Origin of the sequence: Paenibacillus rhizolycopersici (genome assembly GCF_014947195.2) — a bacterium.
GTDB lineage: Bacteria > Bacillota > Bacilli > Paenibacillales > Paenibacillaceae > Fontibacillus > Fontibacillus rhizolycopersici.
This window is the reverse complement of sequence record NZ_JADCNN020000017.1, coordinates 71286-89520: the sequence shown is the minus strand read 5'-3', so window position 1 is coordinate 89520 and position 18235 is coordinate 71286. Positions and strand designations below refer to the sequence as shown.

Below are 18235 nucleotides of genomic sequence, written 5' to 3'. Positions count from 1 at the left end.
ACCATCAGCTTATGCATGATTGTCAAAAATGAAGAGGCTCGTCTTCCCGTCTGCTTAACCTCCGTTGCCGATTTGGTGGACGAAATCGTGATTGTGGATACGGGATCCAGCGACCGTACCCAGGAGGTCGCCGCAGATTATGGAGCTAAAATTTTTGAGTTCGCCTGGCAAGATGACTTCGCGGCTGCGCGGAATTATGCCTTCTCGCTGGCGTCCTGCGATTATATTCTCTGGTTGGACGCCGACGACGTCATCACCGAGCCCAACCGCATCAAGTTCCTTCAATTGAAGCAAGAGTTGCCCTCCGATATCGATGCGGTTCTGATGAAATACGTGCTTCGCGAGCAGGAGAAGACCGGGGAACCCTTGGCTTCAACGCGCCGCAACCGGTTGGTCAAGCGAAGCCGAAACTACCGTTGGATCGGTATCGTGCACGAATATCTTGATGTCACCGAAGGGAAACAGATGTTGACGGATATCTCCGTCACCCATCGCGGTGTCGAGAGCCATTCCGGACGGAATCTACAGATTATTGAACACTATTTGGCTTCCGGCGGTATGTTGGAAGGGCGCTTGCGCTTTCATTTGGCATGTGAGCTAGCCGATGCGGGACGTTATGAGGAGGCGGTGCCGCATTTTGCGGAGTTCCTCCTCGACCCGAAGGCGAATCGGGATGACCTGGTTCTGGCCTGCGCTCGTTTAAGCGATTGTCATGGCCATTTGGGGCACGAACGGGAGAAGCTGGAGATGCTGTTGCAAACCTTCCAATTTGAAATTCCGCAGCCGGAAATTTGCTGTGCCATAGGCAAATGTATGGAAGACCGCCAGGAGTGGACCCTGGCCGTGTATTGGTATGTTCAGGCGCTGCAGAACGCAAATGGCAGCAACTGGACGGCCATCGTACATGCGGCTTCCCGGACATGGCTGCCCCATAGCCGGCTATGCCTGTGCTATGCGCGGCTTGGCCATTTGGGCAAGGCTTATGAGCATAATCGGGAGGCGCTTCGCTATTTACCGAACGACCCCGGGCTTCTCGATAATGAGAAGAAGCTGAAGTTGGCTTTAGACACGGCATCTCCCCAATAGTATATGTCATTTTGCTAAAAAAATTTGCCAAGCAAAAAACCTCCAGCGATCTGGAGGTTCTTTGGCTTTTTCTTATTGCACCCCTAAACGCTTCAGCATTTGACGGAACGAATCGGCATATTGCTGCGGCGACAACCACTGGTGAATATGGCTTTGTCCTGAGCTGCGGATATTCTCCCGCACTGCGGAATTGTCCATCAGCTCCAAAGCGCCGGTTACCGCTTGGCCTACTTGCGGATAAGCGAAGAACTTGCCCGTTTGATTATGCTTAATAAAAAGACGAACCCCGTCGGAATCGGTGGTAAGAACGGGGCAGCGGCAAGCCAATGCCTCGGCGACGGCATAGCCAAAGCCCTCCAAGGTAGATGTGGAGATCAAGAGCCCCCCGGAATCCCCAACCCGCGATAAATAATAAGGCATCTCCCGGTTGGGTGTATTCGGGTATAGCTTTATGATGGATTGAAGTCCAAGCCGACTGACATGTTGCCAAAAGGCGTTTTTGGTGTCCTCGGTCGGTAGTTGATAATCGAGAAACACCCATATTTCCATCTTGGGACGCTGACGATGCAGCGCGGCGGCAATTTCTAAGAATAACCCCCAATTTTTGTTGGGCTCCAGCCTTCCGACCCATGCGATGATCGGCACCGGATATTTGGACTGGGCCTTGTAATGGAAGTGCTGCGTATCCAGCGGATTCGGGAACACGAACCTGGGCAGCGACGGGTAATAGGAGGAAGCGAGCTCCATCAGATGGGGCGTCGGCGGCATCAGTGAAGCCTGGCAATGACGAAGAATTTCTTGCGTCCCTTCTCGCAGTGTCTTCTCTGCTTCATCCCGGGTTCCCAAACCCTGAATTTCATAAACAATCGGTTTCTGAAATCCAAGCCGGCGCAGCCTTCCCGGCATCCAGAAATCCGAAGTAGCCACTACCGCATCATATTGAGGTAATCGTTGACTCAGTTCGACATCCCCTGGTTCCACCATAACGGGAATGTTCGCCAACTGTGTATTCACAAGACCGGATCCGGGGCGTAAATACATAATATGTCCTTCAATGTCCCGACTCTTCAGCGCGATGCAGCGCAAGCGGTTTAGGGTCTCAACCCCTCCGCTCGGAACATAGAACGTAAACAGTACTTTCATGGGCTAGCACCCCTTGAAGTTATTGAGCGTCTTAGGATTAGTTTACGCGCTGTCCGAATCGGACGTGTGGGTTGATTTACCTTGATAACGCCCGCCTTCAGGCAAGCGTTAGGTGGGTCGCTCGGTTATGTTTACCTGTATGACGACTACGGGATTTGGCGCATGATAAGTCCTGTTTCATACATCAATTATTACGGATGGAGGATGACTACATGCGAGGAGCGAAAGTCGTTAACTTATCGTTGTCCGCAGCATTACTGGCCGGGGTTGCTTTGGTGGCAGGTTGTGGTGACGGTAAAGACAACAATAATGTGCGCACGCAAAGCTTGCGGGGCAATAACCGTAACTATGACGTCAATTCCCTGAACCAGGGTAACCGCCTGTTCTCCCGCAGCGCCGGCAACGGCCAGGATCAGCGCATCCGTTCCCTGCGCTATAGCCCCGCGCTGAGCAATAAAGTCGCGCAGCTTCGCGATGTTCAAACGGCACATGTCGTTGTTACCGACCGTGATGCTTATGTCGGCGTCACGCTCCACGGCAATCATACGACAGGACGCACCACCGCTTACGGCATGCAGCGCCCGAACGGAATCGGTCTCGGGACGACCAATGTTGGCGGACCTTACGGCGCGGACTACGGAACTCGCGGTGCAGCGGATAACGGATTGTCACGCGGCACTGACCGTACAGGTACCGGGAGCCTCTTTGATCTTGGACGGGGCGGTTTGTTCGGGGCGGGGTATGACAACCGCAGCGATAACAGCTCCATGCTAGGCAATGGAACGACCGGTTACCGCAGTGGGAACGGCTCCATGCTAGGTACCGGCACCACTGGAAACCGCTTCGGATCGATGTATCCTGGGGGCAGCATGGGAATGTCCAGCGTAAACCGCGGGACGGGGACATCGGCTTATGGAACCAGTACGAATAGGGGGACGATGAACAACACCCCTACCGGTTTTACGACAGGAAATGGAGCCTTGGGTGCCGGTACAGATAACGTATCCCAAGATGTAAAGAACCGGATAACGGCTGCCATTAAGCAATCGGCACCGCACATCCGCAATGTCTATGTGTCCGGAGACGCCGACTTTGTCTCCCGCATTGGAGATTACGGGACGCAATCCCGAGGCGGCGGAACGCTGAACAATTTCATTAGCGATTTCGAAACGATGATCAATCGCGTCTTTCCCGGACGCACAGGAACAATGACCGGCCCGAACGGCTATGCGCCGACAGGTCCTAACGCCGGCATGGGCAACGGGACAAGCAATATGGGGACTACCGGTACTGGTGCACGAGGGACGAATGCTGGCTTCACCGGCGGAACGACCCGCTAATAGCAGCCCACACGAATCACAAAAAGCGCGAGAAGCGGGAGGTTCACTTATCCCTGCTGCTCGCGCTTTATCTTTTGAATGGAGGTGTCGCCTTATTCGTTCTCGCGGAAAGAACGCCCTTTGACCCAAACCCGCTGCAAATCCAAATCCCGGTCAACCAGCAGCAAGTCGGCTTGCTTACCGGTTTCCACTGAACCGGTTAGGTGGTCGATGCGAATCAGCTTCGCTGGATTGCCGCTGGCGGCTTCCGACGCACGCTCCACCGATAATCCAACCTCACGTACGAGATGACGGAAGCCTCGGATCATTGTCAACGTACTTCCAGCCAACGTCCCCTCGCTATCACGCAATGTGCAGACATTATCCTTGACGACAACCGGCAAATCGCCCAGCATGTAATCCCCGTTGCCAAGCCCCGCTGCCGACATCGCGTCGGTGATGAGAATCAGGTTGCCGCCGGTTTTTACGCTGGCCAGCAGCCGGATCGCCGCATGATGAACGTGGATGCCGTCGGCGATAATTTCTGCGCTGATTCCAGGCGTGCTAAGGATCGCGCCCGCAGTGCCCGGTTTACGATGATGCAACGGGGTCATGGCGTTAAACATATGAACGGAGTGGTTTAGGCCCACTTCGTAAGCGGCCATGATTTCCTCGTAGGTGGCATCGGTATGGCCTGCCGCGGCGACGATTCCCTGCTTCCGCAAATAGCGAATCAGCTCATGAGCCCCTTCTCGTTCGGGCGCGAACGTCACCTGCTTGATCAATCCCGGATATTGCTGGTCCCAGGCCTCAACCCATTCCCGGTTAGGCGGGACAATGTGCTCGGGATTTTGCGCCCCCGGCCATTTCGGACTGATGAACGGTCCTTCCAAGTGGACGCCAACCAATTGGGCATAAGGCATCCCCCCGGTGATATATTGATGGACTTCCGCCAGCACGTTGTCGATCATCGCTTTGGGGAGAGTCATCGTGGTAGCCAGCATCGAGGTGGTACCCTGGCTGCAATGGAGCTTAGTGATGGCATCGAGACCTTGCTTGCTGGGTTTCGAGAAATCCTCCAGCATTCCGCCATGCACATGCACATCGATAAAGCCGGGCAGCACGTAGCTGCCTCCCGCATCGATGGTCTCGGCCTCGGCAGGGTTTGGCAATCCGGCGGTCGTGCCGACGTAAGTAATTACGCCATCTTCAACCGCAACGGCGCCGTCCCGGAACGTTCCACGCGGGGTTACGACTTCGGCGTGAACGAGGTTGAAAGTTCGATCGTTTCCGCTCATTACAGATATCTCCCTGCGGCTTGGTCGACGACCACAACGACGTTGGAGTGGGTTTGCAGCAGCGACGCCGGACATTGGGTCGTGATCGGACCTTTCAACGCTTTAGCGATAACCTCCGCCTTGTCTTCGCCTTTGGCCATCAACAGGATTTGCTTGGCCTGAAGGATCGAGCCGATCCCCATCGTCAACGCATGCGTTGGCACCTCATCGATGGATGAGAAGAAGCGTGCATTCGCGAGGCGCGTGCGTTCTTCCAGCTTCACGACATGCGGCGGCCCTGTAAGTTCTTCGCCCGGCTCATTGAAGCCGATATGCCCATTATGGCCGAGTCCTAGCAACTGCAAATCGATTTGGCCAACTTCGTCCAGCAGCTTCGTATAATCTTTGGCAGCTTGCTCGGGGTCCGCTGCAGCACCGGATGGCACATGCGTATTTTCGGACAAAATATCGATATGGTTAAACAGCTTCTCGTCCATGAAGCGACGATAGCTCTCCGGATGGCCCGCCGGCAATCCGATATATTCATCCAAATTATAGCTGCTGGCTTGTTTGAAGCTCACGCTGCCTTCCTTATAAAGCTCTATCAGCTTCTCGTACACCCCGACCGGCGTACTGCCCGTAGCAAGGCCTAGGATCGCCCGGGGGTTGGATTGCAAGAGACTGGCGATGATGCCTGCCCCGGTTTCATTGAACTGCTGTTCGCTGTTTGTTTTGATAATATTCAACATTAGTGTTGCCCTCCTTGGATTTTACGGTAAATTTGAACATTCTGGTACGAGGTTTCCAGCTTCGGAATGAAGTCTTGAAACTCGAGGCTGACCATGCCTGTAAACAAAATATCGATGACATGCAGCTGTGCGATCCGTGAGGCCATATCCCCTCGGCGCATGCCTTCCTCCAGCGATGACGAGAATAAAGAGGTATCCGCCAGCGAAGCGAGAGAGTTGTTGCTGTACTGCGTGAGTGACAGCGTAGTCGCGCCGCTGTCCTTGGCGCATCGAAGGGCGTCGATGGTTTCCGGCGTTTCCCCCGAATACGAGATCGCCAGCGCCACGTCTCCTTCGCTTAGCGAGGAAGCCGAGGTAATCTGCATATGCGAATCGGCGAAAGCCGTGCAGTTCTTACCGATTCGAACCAGCTTCTGATAGAAGTCCTGGGCGACGATGGAGGAGGTTGCGACGCCGTACAGATCGATGCGTTTCGCGTGGCATAACGCCTCTACGGCGCGGGAAAGCTGATTCATATCCAGCAGCCGAGTGGTGTCGGTAATGGAGGCCACGTGATTGGCTTCCATCGCTTCGACGATTTTTTGCAGGTCGTTGCCGGCGATGATGTCTTGGTAGTGGTTCTCCGCGGGCTTATGGGCCAGCTCAGAGGCCAGCTTCATTTTGAAATCGGGGAATCCTTTAAAGTGAAAGGTTTTGCAGAACCTGGTCACCGTTGAAGGGCTGATTCCACACGCGTTCGCCAGCTCCGTGATCCCCTGGTGAACGACGGAGGCAGGCGCTTCCAAAATGTATTCGCCGAGCTTGCGCTCCTGAGCCGACAACGTCTCCAGATGGCTGGATACGGCATGCAATATGGGTGTCATAGTTTGGATCCTCCCTTAAGGAAGTGCGGCAATGGAATTCGTTCATCGCGAAAATTATTTTTATTTACCATGCCTTAATCGTGAAAATTATTTCTATTTACGGTTTCATCATAAAGGAATTCTAGAGCTTTTTCAAGTAGGGTAACCCGTCAAATGACGACAGATTCCTTGTATTTTCGGGGGTTGCATAATAAACTAAAAAATAGGGTTATTTTCCGGAGAGAGGAATGGTTTGGTTGTCCTTTGATCTCGACAATTACATAGATCGGATCGATTCGGTGTGGTCCAATTCGTTTCGCAAAATGAAAACCGAATTAATGCATCACCATGAGCTTGGCCTGACCGGCCCGCAATTTCATATGTTGACGCTGATTGCTCGGAAGAAAACGTGTAATGTCAGCTATTTGGCGGACAAGCTTGAGGTTAAGCCCAGCGCGATCACGGTGATGATCGACCGGCTTGTCCAAAGCGGTTACGTGGAGCGGCGGCACGACGAGCAGGACCGGAGGGCTGTGCTGCTGTCGGTGACTGAGCGCGGGGCAGAGGTGCTTGGGGAAGCTCGGAAGAAGTCGCGGGAAGTGTTGAAAACGCATTTATCCGTGCTAAGCCAGCAGGAATTGGAAATGATGATCACGATTCTGGAGAAGCTCTCCAAGAGTTACAAGCCGTAAGGTTGGCGGTTGGGAAAGAACCACGGGGTATCCCCGTGGTTCTTTGTTTCATTCCGTTCCTTTATTGGGAAGCTGATAGCGCACCCGAGGCTTGTCGGGTTATGATAGGAGTAGAAATGTAAGCGTTACTTCACCAACTGAAACGGGGGAGATCGATGGAGAAGTATATCTTGGCCTTGGATCAAGGCACGACAAGTTCGCGGGCAATCCTGTTCAACCGGCAGGGGGACATCGTCTACTCGGCGCAGCGGGAGTTTCCGCAGTATTTTCCCGAACCTGGCTGGGTAGAGCAAAATCCGAACGAAATCTGGGGATCTATCCTATCGGTCATCGCCTCCTGCCTATCGGAATCCGGCATCAAGCCGAGGCTAATCGCCGGTATTGGCATTACGAACCAGCGGGAGACCACGGTCGTTTGGGAGAAAGAGAGCGGCAACCCGATTTATCCGGCGATTGTCTGGCAATCCCGGCAGACGGCCTCCATCTGTGAGGAACTGCGCGAAGCGGGACATGACGCCCTGTTCCGGGCAAAGACCGGCCTGCTGCTCGACCCGTATTTTTCTGGCACCAAGGTCAAGTGGATCCTCGACCATGTCGAAGGCTCACGGGAACGGGCGGCAAACGGAGAATTGCTGTTCGGCACTATCGATACGTGGTTGATCTGGAAGCTGTCCGGCGGACGCCTGCATGTGACGGATTACTCCAACGCATCCCGGACGCTAATGTACAACATCCACGAGCTGACCTGGGATGACGAGTTGCTGGCGCTGCTCGATGTACCGAAGGCGATGCTGCCTGAAGTCAAGTCCTCCTCCGAGGTGTACGGTACGACCATTCCCTATCATTTCTTCGGGGAAGAGGTACCGATCGCAGGAGCGGCGGGGGACCAGCAAGCCGCGTTGTTCGGGCAGGCTTGCTTCCAACCGGGAATGGTCAAGACGACCTACGGAACCGGTTGCTTCATGCTCATGAATACGGGGAGTACCCCCGTCGTATCCGAGCATGGGTTGATCACCTCGTTGGCTTGGGGATTAAACGGAAAAGTGGAATATGCGCTGGAGGGCAGCATTTTTGTGTCCGGTTCGGCGATCCAGTGGCTGCGCGACGGGCTGCGTCTATTTCGGGATGCGAAGGACAGTGAGGTATACGCCTCGCGCGTCGCCTCGACGGAAGGCGTCTATGTTGTTCCCGCATTCGTTGGCCTCGGCAGCCCTTACTGGGACAGCGATGTACGCGGGGCCGTATTTGGCCTGACGCGAGGAACAAAGAAGGAGCACTTCATTCGGGCGACGCTTGAGGCGTTAGCTTACCAGACTAGAGATGTCCTTAGCGCGATGGAGCAGGACTCCGGGCATGCCGTACAGTCCATGCAGGTGGACGGAGGGGCCGTCTCGAACGGATTCCTGATGCAGTTCCAAAGCGATATTCTCGGGGTTCCTGTAGAACGTCCGGCGATTGGCGAAACGACGGCGTTGGGGGCGGCCTTTTTAGCGGGGCTGGCGGTAGGCTACTGGAGTCATCTGGATGAAATTTCGCAGTGCAAAAGGCTGGATCGCCGGTTTGAACCGGCCATGTCGCAGCCTACTCGGGAAGTCCTCTATCAAGGCTGGCTGAAAGCGGTTCATGCCGCGATGGCCTTTAAATAACAGACCGCCCATTTCTAAATGGCACCGCACCATTGCCCCTGTTCTTTCATAAGATGTGTTGACTGTATCCCTGAACCTTGTTAAAACCACAAAACCCGAGCAAGGAGGGGTGACGCATTTTGAAGAGCAGCGATCGTAACAGCAAATTTCTGTTAACTCATCGTGAACGGGAGGTCTTTGAACTTCTCGTGCAGGATAAAACGACGCGCGACATTGCCGGGCAACTATTCATCAGTGAGAAAACCGTCCGTAACCACATTTCTAACGTCATGCAAAAGTTGAATGTCAAAGGTCGCGCGCAGGCGGTTGTCGAGCTGATCAAGCTTGGGGAGCTGAAAATCTGACGGTAGACTACGCGTGCGTAGAAAGCCGCAAGCCTTCTTTTTCATCCCGTAAGGGGGGAGAGAGGAGGTTTTTTTGTATTTTCAGGCGAATATCTACTTGTTTATCCCGTTTTCAATGAAAGGAATCGGAATGAAGAACAGAGTTGTGGAAGATCTGAATACGGAATACCATAAATTATCTTTCTATAATGCAGTGATCAAACAAAGCCGGTCTCAGGTCCATTTCTGGCTGTCAATTAGCTTCGGTGTCCAAGGATATCTGGGATATCTCTATTTTGTCATGAAGATGAGTAACTACCCGCTTTCGTTTACCTATTTAAGCGTTTCTCTGCTGATTGCTTTCCTGTTTCTCTTGTTCACGGTTGCCCGAATGAGCAAGTTTATGAAGCGAGATGCCCGTTACCGTGCATATTGCAATACATGGAAGTCGGGATGGTCTATGTTTCGTTACCGGGCGGCTCTCGATGCCTATCGTTATGATCGGATCAAGGCTTACCTCGGTCATAAGAATATGGACCGTAACGATAAGCTCGAACAATTGATCGCTTTATTGGAAACAGAACAACAGGCCTGGACCCAAGCGAATTGGAAACCTATTGCGATCATTGGGTTAATGCTATTTCCTTTAGTCGGGGAGTATGTCGGATTTCGATATAATTTAGTTTTGGAGAAGCAAAATGCTTCATTAGCCCATATGCTCGAACAATACCCGGACGAACTCAAACAAAACACGGTTTACGAATCGATATTTAGAGATGCAATGGATTTTTGGAGCCGTCAGGCACAATGGGATGGGCTAGCCTTAATGCTGCATGGTTTAGCTCCATTTCTAATCAGTCTTGGTTTATACATATGGGGGATTAATATAATGCTGGAGAGAGTGGTTTTGAGGAAAAGGCATGAACGGCTTGCGTTAATTCGAATCCTCAGATTAATTCGTATCAACCAATGATGGCGAAAAAACGAAAACCTCCGAGCTCCCTTAGTAGGGTGCCGGAGGTTTTTGATGTCCAATGCCTTACAGCGATTTCAAATAATGAACGATCGTGAGCAGCCCTTTGTCGAAGTTCTCCAGGTTGAAATGCTCGTTAGGCGCGTGCAGGTTCTCGTCCGGCAGCCCAAAGCCCATCATTACAGCCGGAGCCGAAAGGACGCGGGACAAGGTCTCGACAATCGGAATCGAACCGCCGTCCTTGGTGAACAGCGCCCGCGTGCCGTAAACGGATTCGTAGGCATCGGCCGCTTTTTGCAGCATCGGATCTTCCGGATTGCACGTAAAGGCTCGGGCTTTCTCGGTTGCTCTAACCTTCAGGGTCGCTCCCGACTGCAGGTGTTTGTTCAGATGACGCTCAATGCGGTCAATCGTGGCCTGCGGATCCTGGTCGTCGACGAGGCGGCAGGTGATTTTGGCGTGGGCTTCCTTCGGCAAGACCGTCTTGGTCCCTTCTCCTTGAAATCCGCCGTAGACCCCGTTGAGTTCCAGCGTCGGCCGGGCACCCGTCCGTTCGACGAAAGAGTAACCTGTTTCGCCGTAAAGCTCGTTCAAGCCGAGGTCGCTCTTCAGCTTCTCTTCGTCAAATTGCTGCTTGACGAATTCTTCGCGTTCCAGCGCGGACAGTTCGTGAACGCCTTCGTAGAAGCCCTCGACCGTTACCCGGCCCTGATCATCGTGAAGGGAGGCGAGCAACGCCACGAGTGCGTGCAGTGCGTTAGGCACACCGCCGCCAAACGTCCCGGAGTGCAGATCGGTATTCGCGGTGAACACCGAGACCTCCATCGCACATAAGCCGCGAAGACCGATGCAGATGGCCGGTTTGCCCGGTGCCATCAGGGCCGTATCGGAGATCAGGATTACGTCGGCGGCCAGCTTCTCCTGATTGTTTTCCAGGAAGGAGGGCAGGTTTGGACTCGTGACTTCCTCTTCCCCCTCGATACAGAATTTGATGTTGATTGGAAGCTCTTTCTCCTGTTTCAAAATGGCTTCTACCGCCTTGATATGCATAAACACTTGGCCTTTATCGTCTGTCGCCCCGCGAGCGTAAAGCTTGCCGTTCCGGATAGACGGCTCGAAAGGCGGCGTTTCCCACAGATTCAGCGGGTCCACCGGCTGGACGTCATAGTGTCCGTACACCAAAACGGTCGGCTTGCCCGGAGCATGCAAATGCTCTGCATAAACGACGGGGTGTCCGGCGGTTGGATGGACCTCCACCGCTTCCATGCCGGCCTGGCGCAGCGCCTCGGCGATCCATTCGGCCGCCTTCAGCACATCGCCTTTGTGTTCGGACAAAGCGGAGATGCTGGGAATCCGAAGCAAGTCGCCAAGTTCTTTCAAATGTTGTTCGCGGTTCGTAGAAAAGTATGCTTGATAATCCATCGTCGATTCGTTCCTCCCGAACTAGTTTTACCCGTATATTCTACACCTTTTTTGCCGAGAACACGAATGACGGGGTTCACGCTGATCGCCAAGGTTTCTGGAGCTACCTTAAATTCTTCTTAAAAACAGCCAAGCTTTTTTTAGGAATATTTAAGGTAAGGCCGGATAATTTCTGGTAAAGTCAAGAAAGTACGCTGAATAAAAAAGAATGCTTCAGAAGAAGGGAGTCGCAAAGACATATGGACGAAAAGGACAAAAAAGAGCTGGAGGTAACCGGGGGCGAAGCCGGAGCCGCTGAGGAGGAGACGCAGACACCGGATGGACAAGCTGAACCGGCGGACGTCGCAGCGGACGAGCCGAAGGAAGCGGAATACGATCCGGCAGACGATGCGGATTTTATCGCCGAAGCCGACGAGGATTCGACGCCGGTGATGGTCTCCCAATACGGGGAGCCTGAGGCCGCAGCGGTCCAAACATCCAAATCCGGCAGCAAGGTATGGCCGATCGTGTCGCTGATCTTAGCCGTTTTGCTGATCGTTGTGCTTATAAAACCACCGTTTGCCTCAACCAAAGCGGAGGCCGTGGCTACGGTCAACGGGGTGGAAATTACGAAGGATCGACTTTATGACGAATTGGCTGCCAGCGGCGGGGAACAAGCCCTAACGAACCTCATTAACCAGGAGCTCGTGAACCAAGAGGCTGCCAAGAAGAATATTACGGTCACGGACGCCGATATCGACGCCGAAATCGAAAGCTACAAAACCCAGTTCGGCTCGGAGGATGCCTTGAATCAAGCTTTGGTGCAGTACGGCATGAGCTTGGATGACTTGCGCAAGCAGGTTGTTATGGAACTCAAGATGACCAAGCTGCTGGAACCGCAAATCAAGGTAACCGACGATCAAATCAAGGAAACGTTTGAAACCTACAAGGAGTCCTTCAATACGCCGGAGCAGGTTCGGGCCTCAGTTATTTTGGTAGCTACCGAGCAAGAAGCGAAGGATATCGTGAAGCAGTTGAATGAAGGCGCAGACTTCGCGGAGCTGGCCAAGAGCCAATCGCTTGACACGGCAACGAAAGAGCAAGGTGGCGACACCAATTTCTTTGCTCGCGGCGAGAAGGAAGAAGCGGTGGAAACGGCAGCCTTTAAGCTGGCGAAAGGGGAAGTCAGCGAGCCTGTGAAGACGACCGAAGGTTACCAAGTCATCAAAGTGACCGACAAGAAGGAAGCTCACACGGCGACTCTAGAGGAGAAGAAGGAAGAGATCCGTAAAGGTCTCGTCTCCCAACAAGTATCCAGTTTGTCTGGTACGTGGCTGGAGGATGTGCGGGGCAAGGCGAAAATCACCAATACATTAACGGATGCAGCCGCTGCCGAGTAAGAAGGCGTCGGAGCTCGCGTGGTACCGCCGGAGCACAATGCTTCGGCGGTTTTTTGTATTGCCGACACGCTCCCCTAACGGCTTTGTGTTTCCAGGAGTCTGGCGGTACAATGAGGATAAAACGGTTCGTGACGTATCCGATCGGAATGGATGGTTTGGAGGCAGGGGTAAATGACGGATTGGTATGAGCTAAGTTTCGGTGATGACTATCTGCTGGTGTACAAACACCGCGATGCGCAGGGGGCCAAACAGGAAGTGGAGAGGATGATCGGTTGGCTGCGTCTGGCGCCCGGGGCGAAGGTGCTGGATTTATGCTGCGGCATGGGACGCCATTCGTTAGCGTTGGCCGAAGCCGGATACAGGGTCACCGGCGTGGATCTGTCTGAGGTGCTGTTACGTGAGGCGAAACGCTTCGACACCCGGGACCAGGTGACTTGGCACCAGGCCGACATGCGCCGTTTGCCGCTGGAACACGGAGAGTTTGACGCGGTGGTGAACTTGTTTACTTCGTTCGGATACTTTAGGGAAGACGTAGAGCAGATCAAGGTGTTGCGAGAGGCTGCACGCGTGCTGAAGCCGGGCGGACGCTTTCTGCTCGATTTCCTGAATCCCGCTTATACAACGACCCATCTTGTTCCGCATTCGGAACGGGAGGATGAGGGACAGCGGATCGTGGAACGGCGTCGGATTGAAGACAGGTATGTCATCAAGGATATCGTCATTACCTCCCCCGGCGGGGAACCGAGACATTACATAGAGCGGATTAAGCTATACGGGTTGGATGATTTTCGGCGTATGCTGAGGGAGGCTGGATTGGACTTGCAGAACGTTCATGGAAATTATGACGAAGAGATCTACGATCCGGAAACGTCACGGCGCATGATCCTAGTGGGGGTGCGCCAATGACGTTACTGCCGGAAATTCAGCTTTGGGAGCGGGAGGTCGTCGCCCGCGTTCCCATTTCCATGGCCCCTCCCCTTCGACGGGTGAACAGTTACGTGCTGCGAGGGGAAGAGGGGATTACGATCATTGACCCGGGGCCGCGGACGGACGAAACGATAGGCGAATGGCGGGCCGCCTGGCAGGAGCTCGGAATCACGCCCCGCGACATCACCCAGATCGTCCTAACCCATCATCATCCCGACCATTACGGTTTGGCGGGATATTTGCAGGAGGTTACCGGGGCGGTTATCCATATGTCCCCGCGGGCTTATGAGGAGACGCGGTTAATGTGGGGCAAAGACAGCCGAATGCACGAGGCACTCCCCGAATTGTTCCGGCGACACGGGATGCCGGAATCGTGGTGCGGTCAGCTGCCCGGGCATTTGAACGGTTTTATTGCCCAGGTGACTCCGGCTCCTGAGGTGACGTTCCTCCGTGAGGGAGAACCGATCTGGATGGGTGGACGAGCCTGGCTGCCGATTGAAACGGCCGGACATGCCCCGGGGCATCTGTCGTTTTACGATGCCGGGCATAAGCTGATGTTCTGTGGGGATGCGGTGCTGCCGCAAATCTCCCCCAACGTCAGCTTCCTGCCCGGCAGCGATCCACAGCCGCTGCAGTCGTTCCTGGATTCACTCGTGAAACTGAGCGCTTATGAGGTCGTGACCGCTTATCCGGGACACCGCAACCCGTTCGATTATTTCGCGGAGCGAATCCGATTGTTGCTTGAGCACCATGAAGAGCGGCTTCTGCGCATCGAAGGTTTGCTGCGGGAGCGGCCGCAGACGGCCTTCGATGTTTGTTCTACCTTGTTTGGCACAGAGCTCGGTATTCACCAAATGCGATTCGCGATGTCGGAGACGCTGGCGCATCTGGTGGAGCTGGTTCGGCAAGGGCGAGCTGAAGAGCAATCGTTTGGAGATCGTGATAACGAGGTCATCCGGTTTGCGCCGGTATAGTGAATCCAAAAGGAGGGCGGCATCGAATGCCGCCCTCCTTTATTCCCCGCGTGCGGATCACCGCTCTGAATCCAGTGACTCCTCGCCGCGTTCTTTTTCCCGCTCCGCTTGCTTGCGGTGGGCGATCCGGCTGCTGGCTGAGGCAGCGATCGCACCGACGATATCGTCCAGAAACGTGTTGCACGGTCCCAGAGACTTATCGTTAAGCTGTTCCAAGATGCCCGGCTTGAGCTTGTCGACATAGCCGTAGTTGGTAAAGCCGATGCTGCCGTATACGTTAACGATAGAGAAGGCCAAAATTTCGTCAACCCCGTACAAACCTTCATCATTGGCGATCATGTCCTGAAGCTCGGGGATCAACATCCCCTGCTCCGCCAAAATATCAAGCTGAATGCCGGTTAATACCGCATTTTGCACCTCGCGTTTGGTCAGCACTTGCTCCACGTTATGTATGCACTCTTCCATCGTCAGGTTCGGGTAGTATTTTTGCTGCAAAAACAGAACAAGTTCGGCGATTTGCTCCGTGGTGACGCCGCGCTTCTGCAACCATGCCTTGGTGGCGTCGGCGACCTTCTTACTGTTCAGGCTGTAAGGCGTTTTGGCTTTCGGTTGTTCCATCCCCATACACTCTACTCCTCGTGGTTGAATTGGATGACAAGATATGAAGCAGTTTGTCCAGATCCCGGAAAAATATAGTTATTTTTCGGGACAGGTCTCGTATATATAGTAATACAAACCTTAGCCAAATGAAAAACTCAGGGAGGCACGAGCAAAATGAATTGGAACCGTCGAATACGAAATACGGCTGCCGTCGGGGTAATCTCGCTTCCGTTATTGCTGTCGGGTTGCGGGTTGTTTGGGGGGAGCTCTGCCCAAATTGATCCTCCGCCCACAGATATGGAAACCCAGATGCTGAAGGGACTTGACGCTGTTGAACAGACAAGCTTTAGCCAAGAGGAAGCACTCTCCACGGTTTATTTGGTGAACGAGCATGGCAAGCTGGCACCGGTTGCCTTGCACCTGCCCGAGGGCGAAGCTTCGCTGAAGTTAAATCGGATGCTGGAGATGCTCGTGAAGAACGGCAAGTATGCGGGCCTGCTACCGGCGGGATTTAGCGGGATCCTTCCGGCGGGCAGCGAGGTCAAGGCGGTCACCGTCAAAAAGGACGAAAAGCTGGCCGTCGTCGAATTCAACAAGGCGTTTGCCGGCTACGAAGCAGCGGACGAGCGCAAAATCCTTGAGGCATTGACTTGGACGCTAACCGGAACGCCGGACGTGGAGAAGGTTCAGCTATGGGTTGAAGGAGAAAAGCTGAATGAGATGCCGGTGAACGGCACGCCGCTGGATCGTCCGCTCAGCCGCAACTTCGGCATCAACCTCGAATTGAAAGGGGAATCCGGCCTGTCTCAACTGAGCCCGGTGATCGTGTACTTCTCGGCGGCCACGCCGGATGGCGTCCAATATTTCGTCCCGGTGACCCGATTTGTTCCGGCTGATGGCGATTCCGTCAAATCGGCGCTGGGCGAGCTGCTAAAGGGGCCGCAACAGGGCGACGGCCTGGAGCGGGTTGTGACGGACAATACGAAGCTCGACAGCGTCGAGGTTTCGAAAGACGGCGTCGTTACCGTCGCGCTGACGGACGACATGTTCGAAGCCGGGGAGAAGCTGCCGGCGCAAATGCTGCAATCGCTGGTGCTCACGGTGACCGAAAACAAGGATGACAGCAAGGTACGCATTTGGCTAAACGGGCAAAAGGAAGTTGTTGGCCTGGACAACCAGACCTACAGCGAACCGGTGATGCGGCCGGAGACAATTAACGAAATTCCGCTGTAGACCGTGCTCATTAACGGTATGCTAAACCGCCGATAAAAGGGAACCCTGCGAGGTGCAGGGTTCTTTTTTTGGCCGAATGGAAAGGTGCTTTTATGACCACACTTTGGTAGAATAGGGAAAGCAAACAGACAGCAAGAAAACGTAGGAGGCAGTAATGATGAGAAGCAACGGACGCCAGGCGAATGATCGCCGGCCGATGAATTTAACCGTGAATATTAATAAATACGCGGAGGGTTCCGTTTACATTGAGGTAGGCGATACCAAAGTGATGTGTACCGCAACCGTCGAGGAGAAGGTCCCGATGTTTATGAAAGGCCAAGGCAAGGGTTGGGTAACGGCCGAGTATTCGATGCTGCCCCGTGCGACCCAAACGCGTAACCAACGGGAATCCGCCCGCGGCAAGCTGAGCGGCCGGACGATGGAAATCCAGCGTCTGATCGGACGCTCGCTGCGTTCGGTCGTTGATCTGCAGGCGTTGGGCGAACGCTCAGTCACGATCGACTGCGACGTGCTACAGGCGGACGGGGGAACGCGGACCACGTCGATTACCGGAGCCTTCGTGGCGATGGCGCTGGCGATGCACAAGATTGCTCAGAAGCATGCGCTGCCGAAGTTTCCGATCACCGATTTTCTGGCATCCGTCAGTGTGGGTATCGTCGGAGAAGATACATTGCTGGACCTCAACTATGAAGAGGATTCCAAAGCCAAGGTGGATATGAACGTTGTCATGACCGGGCGAGGCCAATTCGTTGAGATACAAGGAACCGGTGAGGAGAATCCGTTCTCCCGTTCGGAATTGGATGGCTTGCTGGCGATAGCTGAGAAAGGGATCCGGGAGATGATCGAGCTGCAGCGTGAAGCGCTCGGACCCATTGCGCTGCAGATCAGCAGCAGGCAGTCCGGATCGGCGGTGTAAGCATGATCGAAGGACCGGTGGTTATCGTTGCGACCCGCAATGCCGGGAAAGTGAAGGAGTTCGCCCATGCGTTGGCTCCGTTAGGCAAAGAGGTCCAGAGCTTGGCCGATTATCCGGAGGCACCGGAAGTTGAGGAAGATGGAACAACGTTCGCGGAGAATGCCCGTAAGAAGGCCAAAATGGTCGGCGACGCGCTTGGCCGGCCCGTGCTGGCCGACGATTCGGGGCTCTGCGTCGACCAGTTGGACGGCGCGCCGGGCGTTTACTCGGCAAGATATGCCGGGGAAGGCGCCAGCGACGAGGACAACAACGAGAAGTTGCTTGCCGAGCTGGAGAAGCGGCGGCTTGGCGAAGATACGGAACAGCCGCTGTTGAGCACGGCGCGTTTTGTCTGCCACCTGGCTTTGTATGATCCGGCTAATGGGCAGTTTATCGAAGCCTCCGGCGAAGCCCAAGGCTGGATCACTTCCGACCCAGCGGGCGGCGGCGGGTTTGGTTATGACCCGCTGTTTTATCTGCCGGCCTACGACAAGACGTTCGCCGAGCTGACGCTGGAGGAGAAGCAGGCTGTCAGCCATCGGGGCGCTGCATTGCGAGCGTTGTCGGAGAAGCTGAGCGGGGCAGCCGCAGGGAAGTAGGTCTACGGTTCATTTTGCCCCAAAGGCCCAAAAAGGCCTAGTCGCCCGAAATTAACGCCAGGAAATACCGTTAATTTGCGTCGAGGCGCTAGAATC

18 protein-coding genes are annotated in these 18235 nt (G+C 54.4%); 12 read left to right on the top strand and 6 right to left on the bottom strand.

Annotated features, from left to right (window positions below; genetic code table 11):
* The first annotated feature begins 15 nt into the window (after window positions 1–15).
* Window positions 16–1086 (top strand): glycosyltransferase family 2 protein, encoded by a 1071-nt coding sequence (locus IM700_RS17010; RefSeq protein WP_239483989.1) that lies wholly within the window; start codon window positions 16–18, stop codon window positions 1084–1086.
* A 72-nt stretch (window positions 1087–1158) separates the two neighbouring features.
* Here the strand turns inward: IM700_RS17010 and IM700_RS17005 are convergent, their stop codons facing one another.
* The gene (locus IM700_RS17005) at window positions 1159–2229 is read right to left on the bottom strand and encodes a glycosyltransferase family 4 protein (RefSeq protein ID WP_193418146.1); all 1071 of its coding nucleotides are present in this window, start codon (window positions 2227–2229) and stop codon (window positions 1159–1161) included.
* A 212-nt stretch (window positions 2230–2441) separates the two neighbouring features.
* Here IM700_RS17005 and IM700_RS17000 point away from each other — a divergent pair, with 212 nt between their 5' ends.
* Complete coding sequence (locus tag IM700_RS17000) at window positions 2442–3569, top strand: YhcN/YlaJ family sporulation lipoprotein (protein ID WP_193418144.1); 1128 nt, start codon at window positions 2442–2444, stop codon at window positions 3567–3569.
* Window positions 3570–3661: 92 nt separating this feature from the next.
* On the opposite strand, the gene nagA is transcribed toward IM700_RS17000, so the two are convergent.
* Genes nagA through IM700_RS16985 form a run of 3 tightly spaced genes read right to left on the bottom strand, consistent with a single transcriptional unit; the run spans window position 3662 to window position 6437 of the window.
* The gene (nagA, locus tag IM700_RS16995) at window positions 3662–4846 is read right to left on the bottom strand and encodes an N-acetylglucosamine-6-phosphate deacetylase (RefSeq protein WP_193418142.1); all 1185 of its coding nucleotides are present in this window, start codon (window positions 4844–4846) and stop codon (window positions 3662–3664) included.
* Window positions 4846–5574 (bottom strand): glucosamine-6-phosphate deaminase, encoded by a 729-nt coding sequence (gene nagB, locus IM700_RS16990; RefSeq protein WP_155606301.1) that lies wholly within the window; start codon window positions 5572–5574, stop codon window positions 4846–4848. Before nagB ends, nagA begins: the two co-directional genes overlap by 1 nt.
* Window positions 5574–6437 (bottom strand): MurR/RpiR family transcriptional regulator, encoded by an 864-nt coding sequence (locus IM700_RS16985; protein ID WP_193418140.1) that lies wholly within the window; start codon window positions 6435–6437, stop codon window positions 5574–5576. The genes nagB and IM700_RS16985 overlap by 1 nt, the downstream gene beginning before the upstream one ends.
* Before the next feature lie 227 nt (window positions 6438–6664).
* Between IM700_RS16985 and IM700_RS16980 the strand changes: the two genes are divergently transcribed.
* From IM700_RS16980 to IM700_RS16965, 4 genes are all read left to right on the top strand, one after another.
* Window positions 6665–7108 (top strand): MarR family winged helix-turn-helix transcriptional regulator, encoded by a 444-nt coding sequence (locus tag IM700_RS16980; RefSeq protein ID WP_155606303.1) that lies wholly within the window; start codon window positions 6665–6667, stop codon window positions 7106–7108.
* 155 nt (window positions 7109–7263) lie between these two features.
* On the top strand, window positions 7264–8754 hold the full coding sequence (gene glpK, locus IM700_RS16975; RefSeq protein WP_193418138.1) for a glycerol kinase GlpK: 1491 nt from the start codon (window positions 7264–7266) through the stop codon (window positions 8752–8754).
* A 119-nt stretch (window positions 8755–8873) separates the two neighbouring features.
* Window positions 8874–9098 carry a helix-turn-helix domain-containing protein gene (locus IM700_RS16970; protein WP_009225122.1) on the top strand — a complete coding sequence of 75 codons (225 nt, stop codon included), beginning with the start codon at window positions 8874–8876 and terminating at the stop codon, window positions 9096–9098.
* A gap of 73 nt (window positions 9099–9171) precedes the next feature.
* A complete protein-coding gene (locus IM700_RS16965) occupies window positions 9172–10050 on the top strand; it encodes a hypothetical protein (RefSeq protein ID WP_193418136.1) in 879 nt (292 codons plus the stop codon).
* A gap of 66 nt (window positions 10051–10116) precedes the next feature.
* Here IM700_RS16965 and IM700_RS16960 read toward each other — a convergent pair whose 3' ends face one another.
* Window positions 10117–11472 carry a dipeptidase gene (locus tag IM700_RS16960; protein WP_193418134.1) on the bottom strand — a complete coding sequence of 452 codons (1356 nt, stop codon included), beginning with the start codon at window positions 11470–11472 and terminating at the stop codon, window positions 10117–10119.
* A 239-nt stretch (window positions 11473–11711) separates the two neighbouring features.
* On the opposite strand from IM700_RS16960, the gene IM700_RS16955 reads away from it, so the two are divergent.
* The 3 genes from IM700_RS16955 to IM700_RS16945 all read left to right on the top strand — a co-directional run bounded on the left by IM700_RS16955 (window position 11712) and on the right by IM700_RS16945 (window position 14752).
* Window positions 11712–12851, top strand: a complete 1140-nt coding sequence (locus tag IM700_RS16955) for a peptidylprolyl isomerase (RefSeq protein ID WP_193418132.1) — start codon at window positions 11712–11714, stop codon at window positions 12849–12851.
* A gap of 171 nt (window positions 12852–13022) precedes the next feature.
* Entirely contained in the window at window positions 13023–13757 is a 735-nt protein-coding gene (locus IM700_RS16950) for a class I SAM-dependent methyltransferase (RefSeq protein WP_193418131.1), read from the top strand.
* On the top strand, window positions 13754–14752 hold the full coding sequence (locus tag IM700_RS16945; RefSeq protein ID WP_193418129.1) for an MBL fold metallo-hydrolase: 999 nt from the start codon (window positions 13754–13756) through the stop codon (window positions 14750–14752). The genes IM700_RS16950 and IM700_RS16945 overlap by 4 nt, the downstream gene beginning before the upstream one ends.
* A gap of 57 nt (window positions 14753–14809) precedes the next feature.
* On the opposite strand, the gene IM700_RS16940 is transcribed toward IM700_RS16945, so the two are convergent.
* On the bottom strand, window positions 14810–15376 hold the full coding sequence (locus IM700_RS16940) for a phosphatidylglycerophosphatase A family protein (protein ID WP_193418127.1): 567 nt from the start codon (window positions 15374–15376) through the stop codon (window positions 14810–14812).
* Between the two features lie 150 nt (window positions 15377–15526).
* Here IM700_RS16940 and IM700_RS16935 point away from each other — a divergent pair, with 150 nt between their 5' ends.
* The 3 genes from IM700_RS16935 (at window position 15527) to IM700_RS16925 (ending at window position 18139) form a co-directional block, all read left to right on the top strand.
* A complete protein-coding gene (locus IM700_RS16935; protein WP_193418125.1) occupies window positions 15527–16585 on the top strand; it encodes a GerMN domain-containing protein in 1059 nt (352 codons plus the stop codon).
* A 157-nt stretch (window positions 16586–16742) separates the two neighbouring features.
* The gene (gene rph / locus IM700_RS16930) at window positions 16743–17501 is read left to right on the top strand and encodes a ribonuclease PH (RefSeq protein ID WP_193418123.1); all 759 of its coding nucleotides are present in this window, start codon (window positions 16743–16745) and stop codon (window positions 17499–17501) included.
* Between the two features lie 2 nt (window positions 17502–17503).
* Window positions 17504–18139 carry an XTP/dITP diphosphatase gene (locus IM700_RS16925; RefSeq protein WP_155606311.1) on the top strand — a complete coding sequence of 212 codons (636 nt, stop codon included), beginning with the start codon at window positions 17504–17506 and terminating at the stop codon, window positions 18137–18139.
* Window positions 18140–18235: the final 96 nt, after the last annotated feature.

Coding starts and splice junctions, on each gene's coding strand:
- IM700_RS17010 (WP_239483989.1), top strand. CDS start 16: ATGATTGTCAAAAATGAAGAGGCTCGTCTTCCCGTCTGCTTAACCTCC.
- IM700_RS17005 (WP_193418146.1), bottom strand. CDS start 2,229: ATGAAAGTACTGTTTACGTTCTATGTTCCGAGCGGAGGGGTTGAGACC.
- IM700_RS17000 (WP_193418144.1), top strand. CDS start 2,442: ATGCGAGGAGCGAAAGTCGTTAACTTATCGTTGTCCGCAGCATTACTG.
- nagA (WP_193418142.1), bottom strand. CDS start 4,846: ATGAGCGGAAACGATCGAACTTTCAACCTCGTTCACGCCGAAGTCGTA.
- nagB (WP_155606301.1), bottom strand. CDS start 5,574: ATGTTGAATATTATCAAAACAAACAGCGAACAGCAGTTCAATGAAACC.
- IM700_RS16985 (WP_193418140.1), bottom strand. CDS start 6,437: ATGACACCCATATTGCATGCCGTATCCAGCCATCTGGAGACGTTGTCG.
- IM700_RS16980 (WP_155606303.1), top strand. CDS start 6,665: ATGGTTTGGTTGTCCTTTGATCTCGACAATTACATAGATCGGATCGAT.
- glpK (WP_193418138.1), top strand. CDS start 7,264: ATGGAGAAGTATATCTTGGCCTTGGATCAAGGCACGACAAGTTCGCGG.
- IM700_RS16960 (WP_193418134.1), bottom strand. CDS start 11,472: ATGGATTATCAAGCATACTTTTCTACGAACCGCGAACAACATTTGAAA.
- IM700_RS16955 (WP_193418132.1), top strand. CDS start 11,712: ATGGACGAAAAGGACAAAAAAGAGCTGGAGGTAACCGGGGGCGAAGCC.
- IM700_RS16950 (WP_193418131.1), top strand. CDS start 13,023: ATGACGGATTGGTATGAGCTAAGTTTCGGTGATGACTATCTGCTGGTG.
- IM700_RS16945 (WP_193418129.1), top strand. CDS start 13,754: ATGACGTTACTGCCGGAAATTCAGCTTTGGGAGCGGGAGGTCGTCGCC.
- IM700_RS16940 (WP_193418127.1), bottom strand. CDS start 15,376: ATGGGGATGGAACAACCGAAAGCCAAAACGCCTTACAGCCTGAACAGT.
- IM700_RS16935 (WP_193418125.1), top strand. CDS start 15,527: ATGAATTGGAACCGTCGAATACGAAATACGGCTGCCGTCGGGGTAATC.
- rph (WP_193418123.1), top strand. CDS start 16,743: ATGAGAAGCAACGGACGCCAGGCGAATGATCGCCGGCCGATGAATTTA.
- IM700_RS16925 (WP_155606311.1), top strand. CDS start 17,504: ATGATCGAAGGACCGGTGGTTATCGTTGCGACCCGCAATGCCGGGAAA.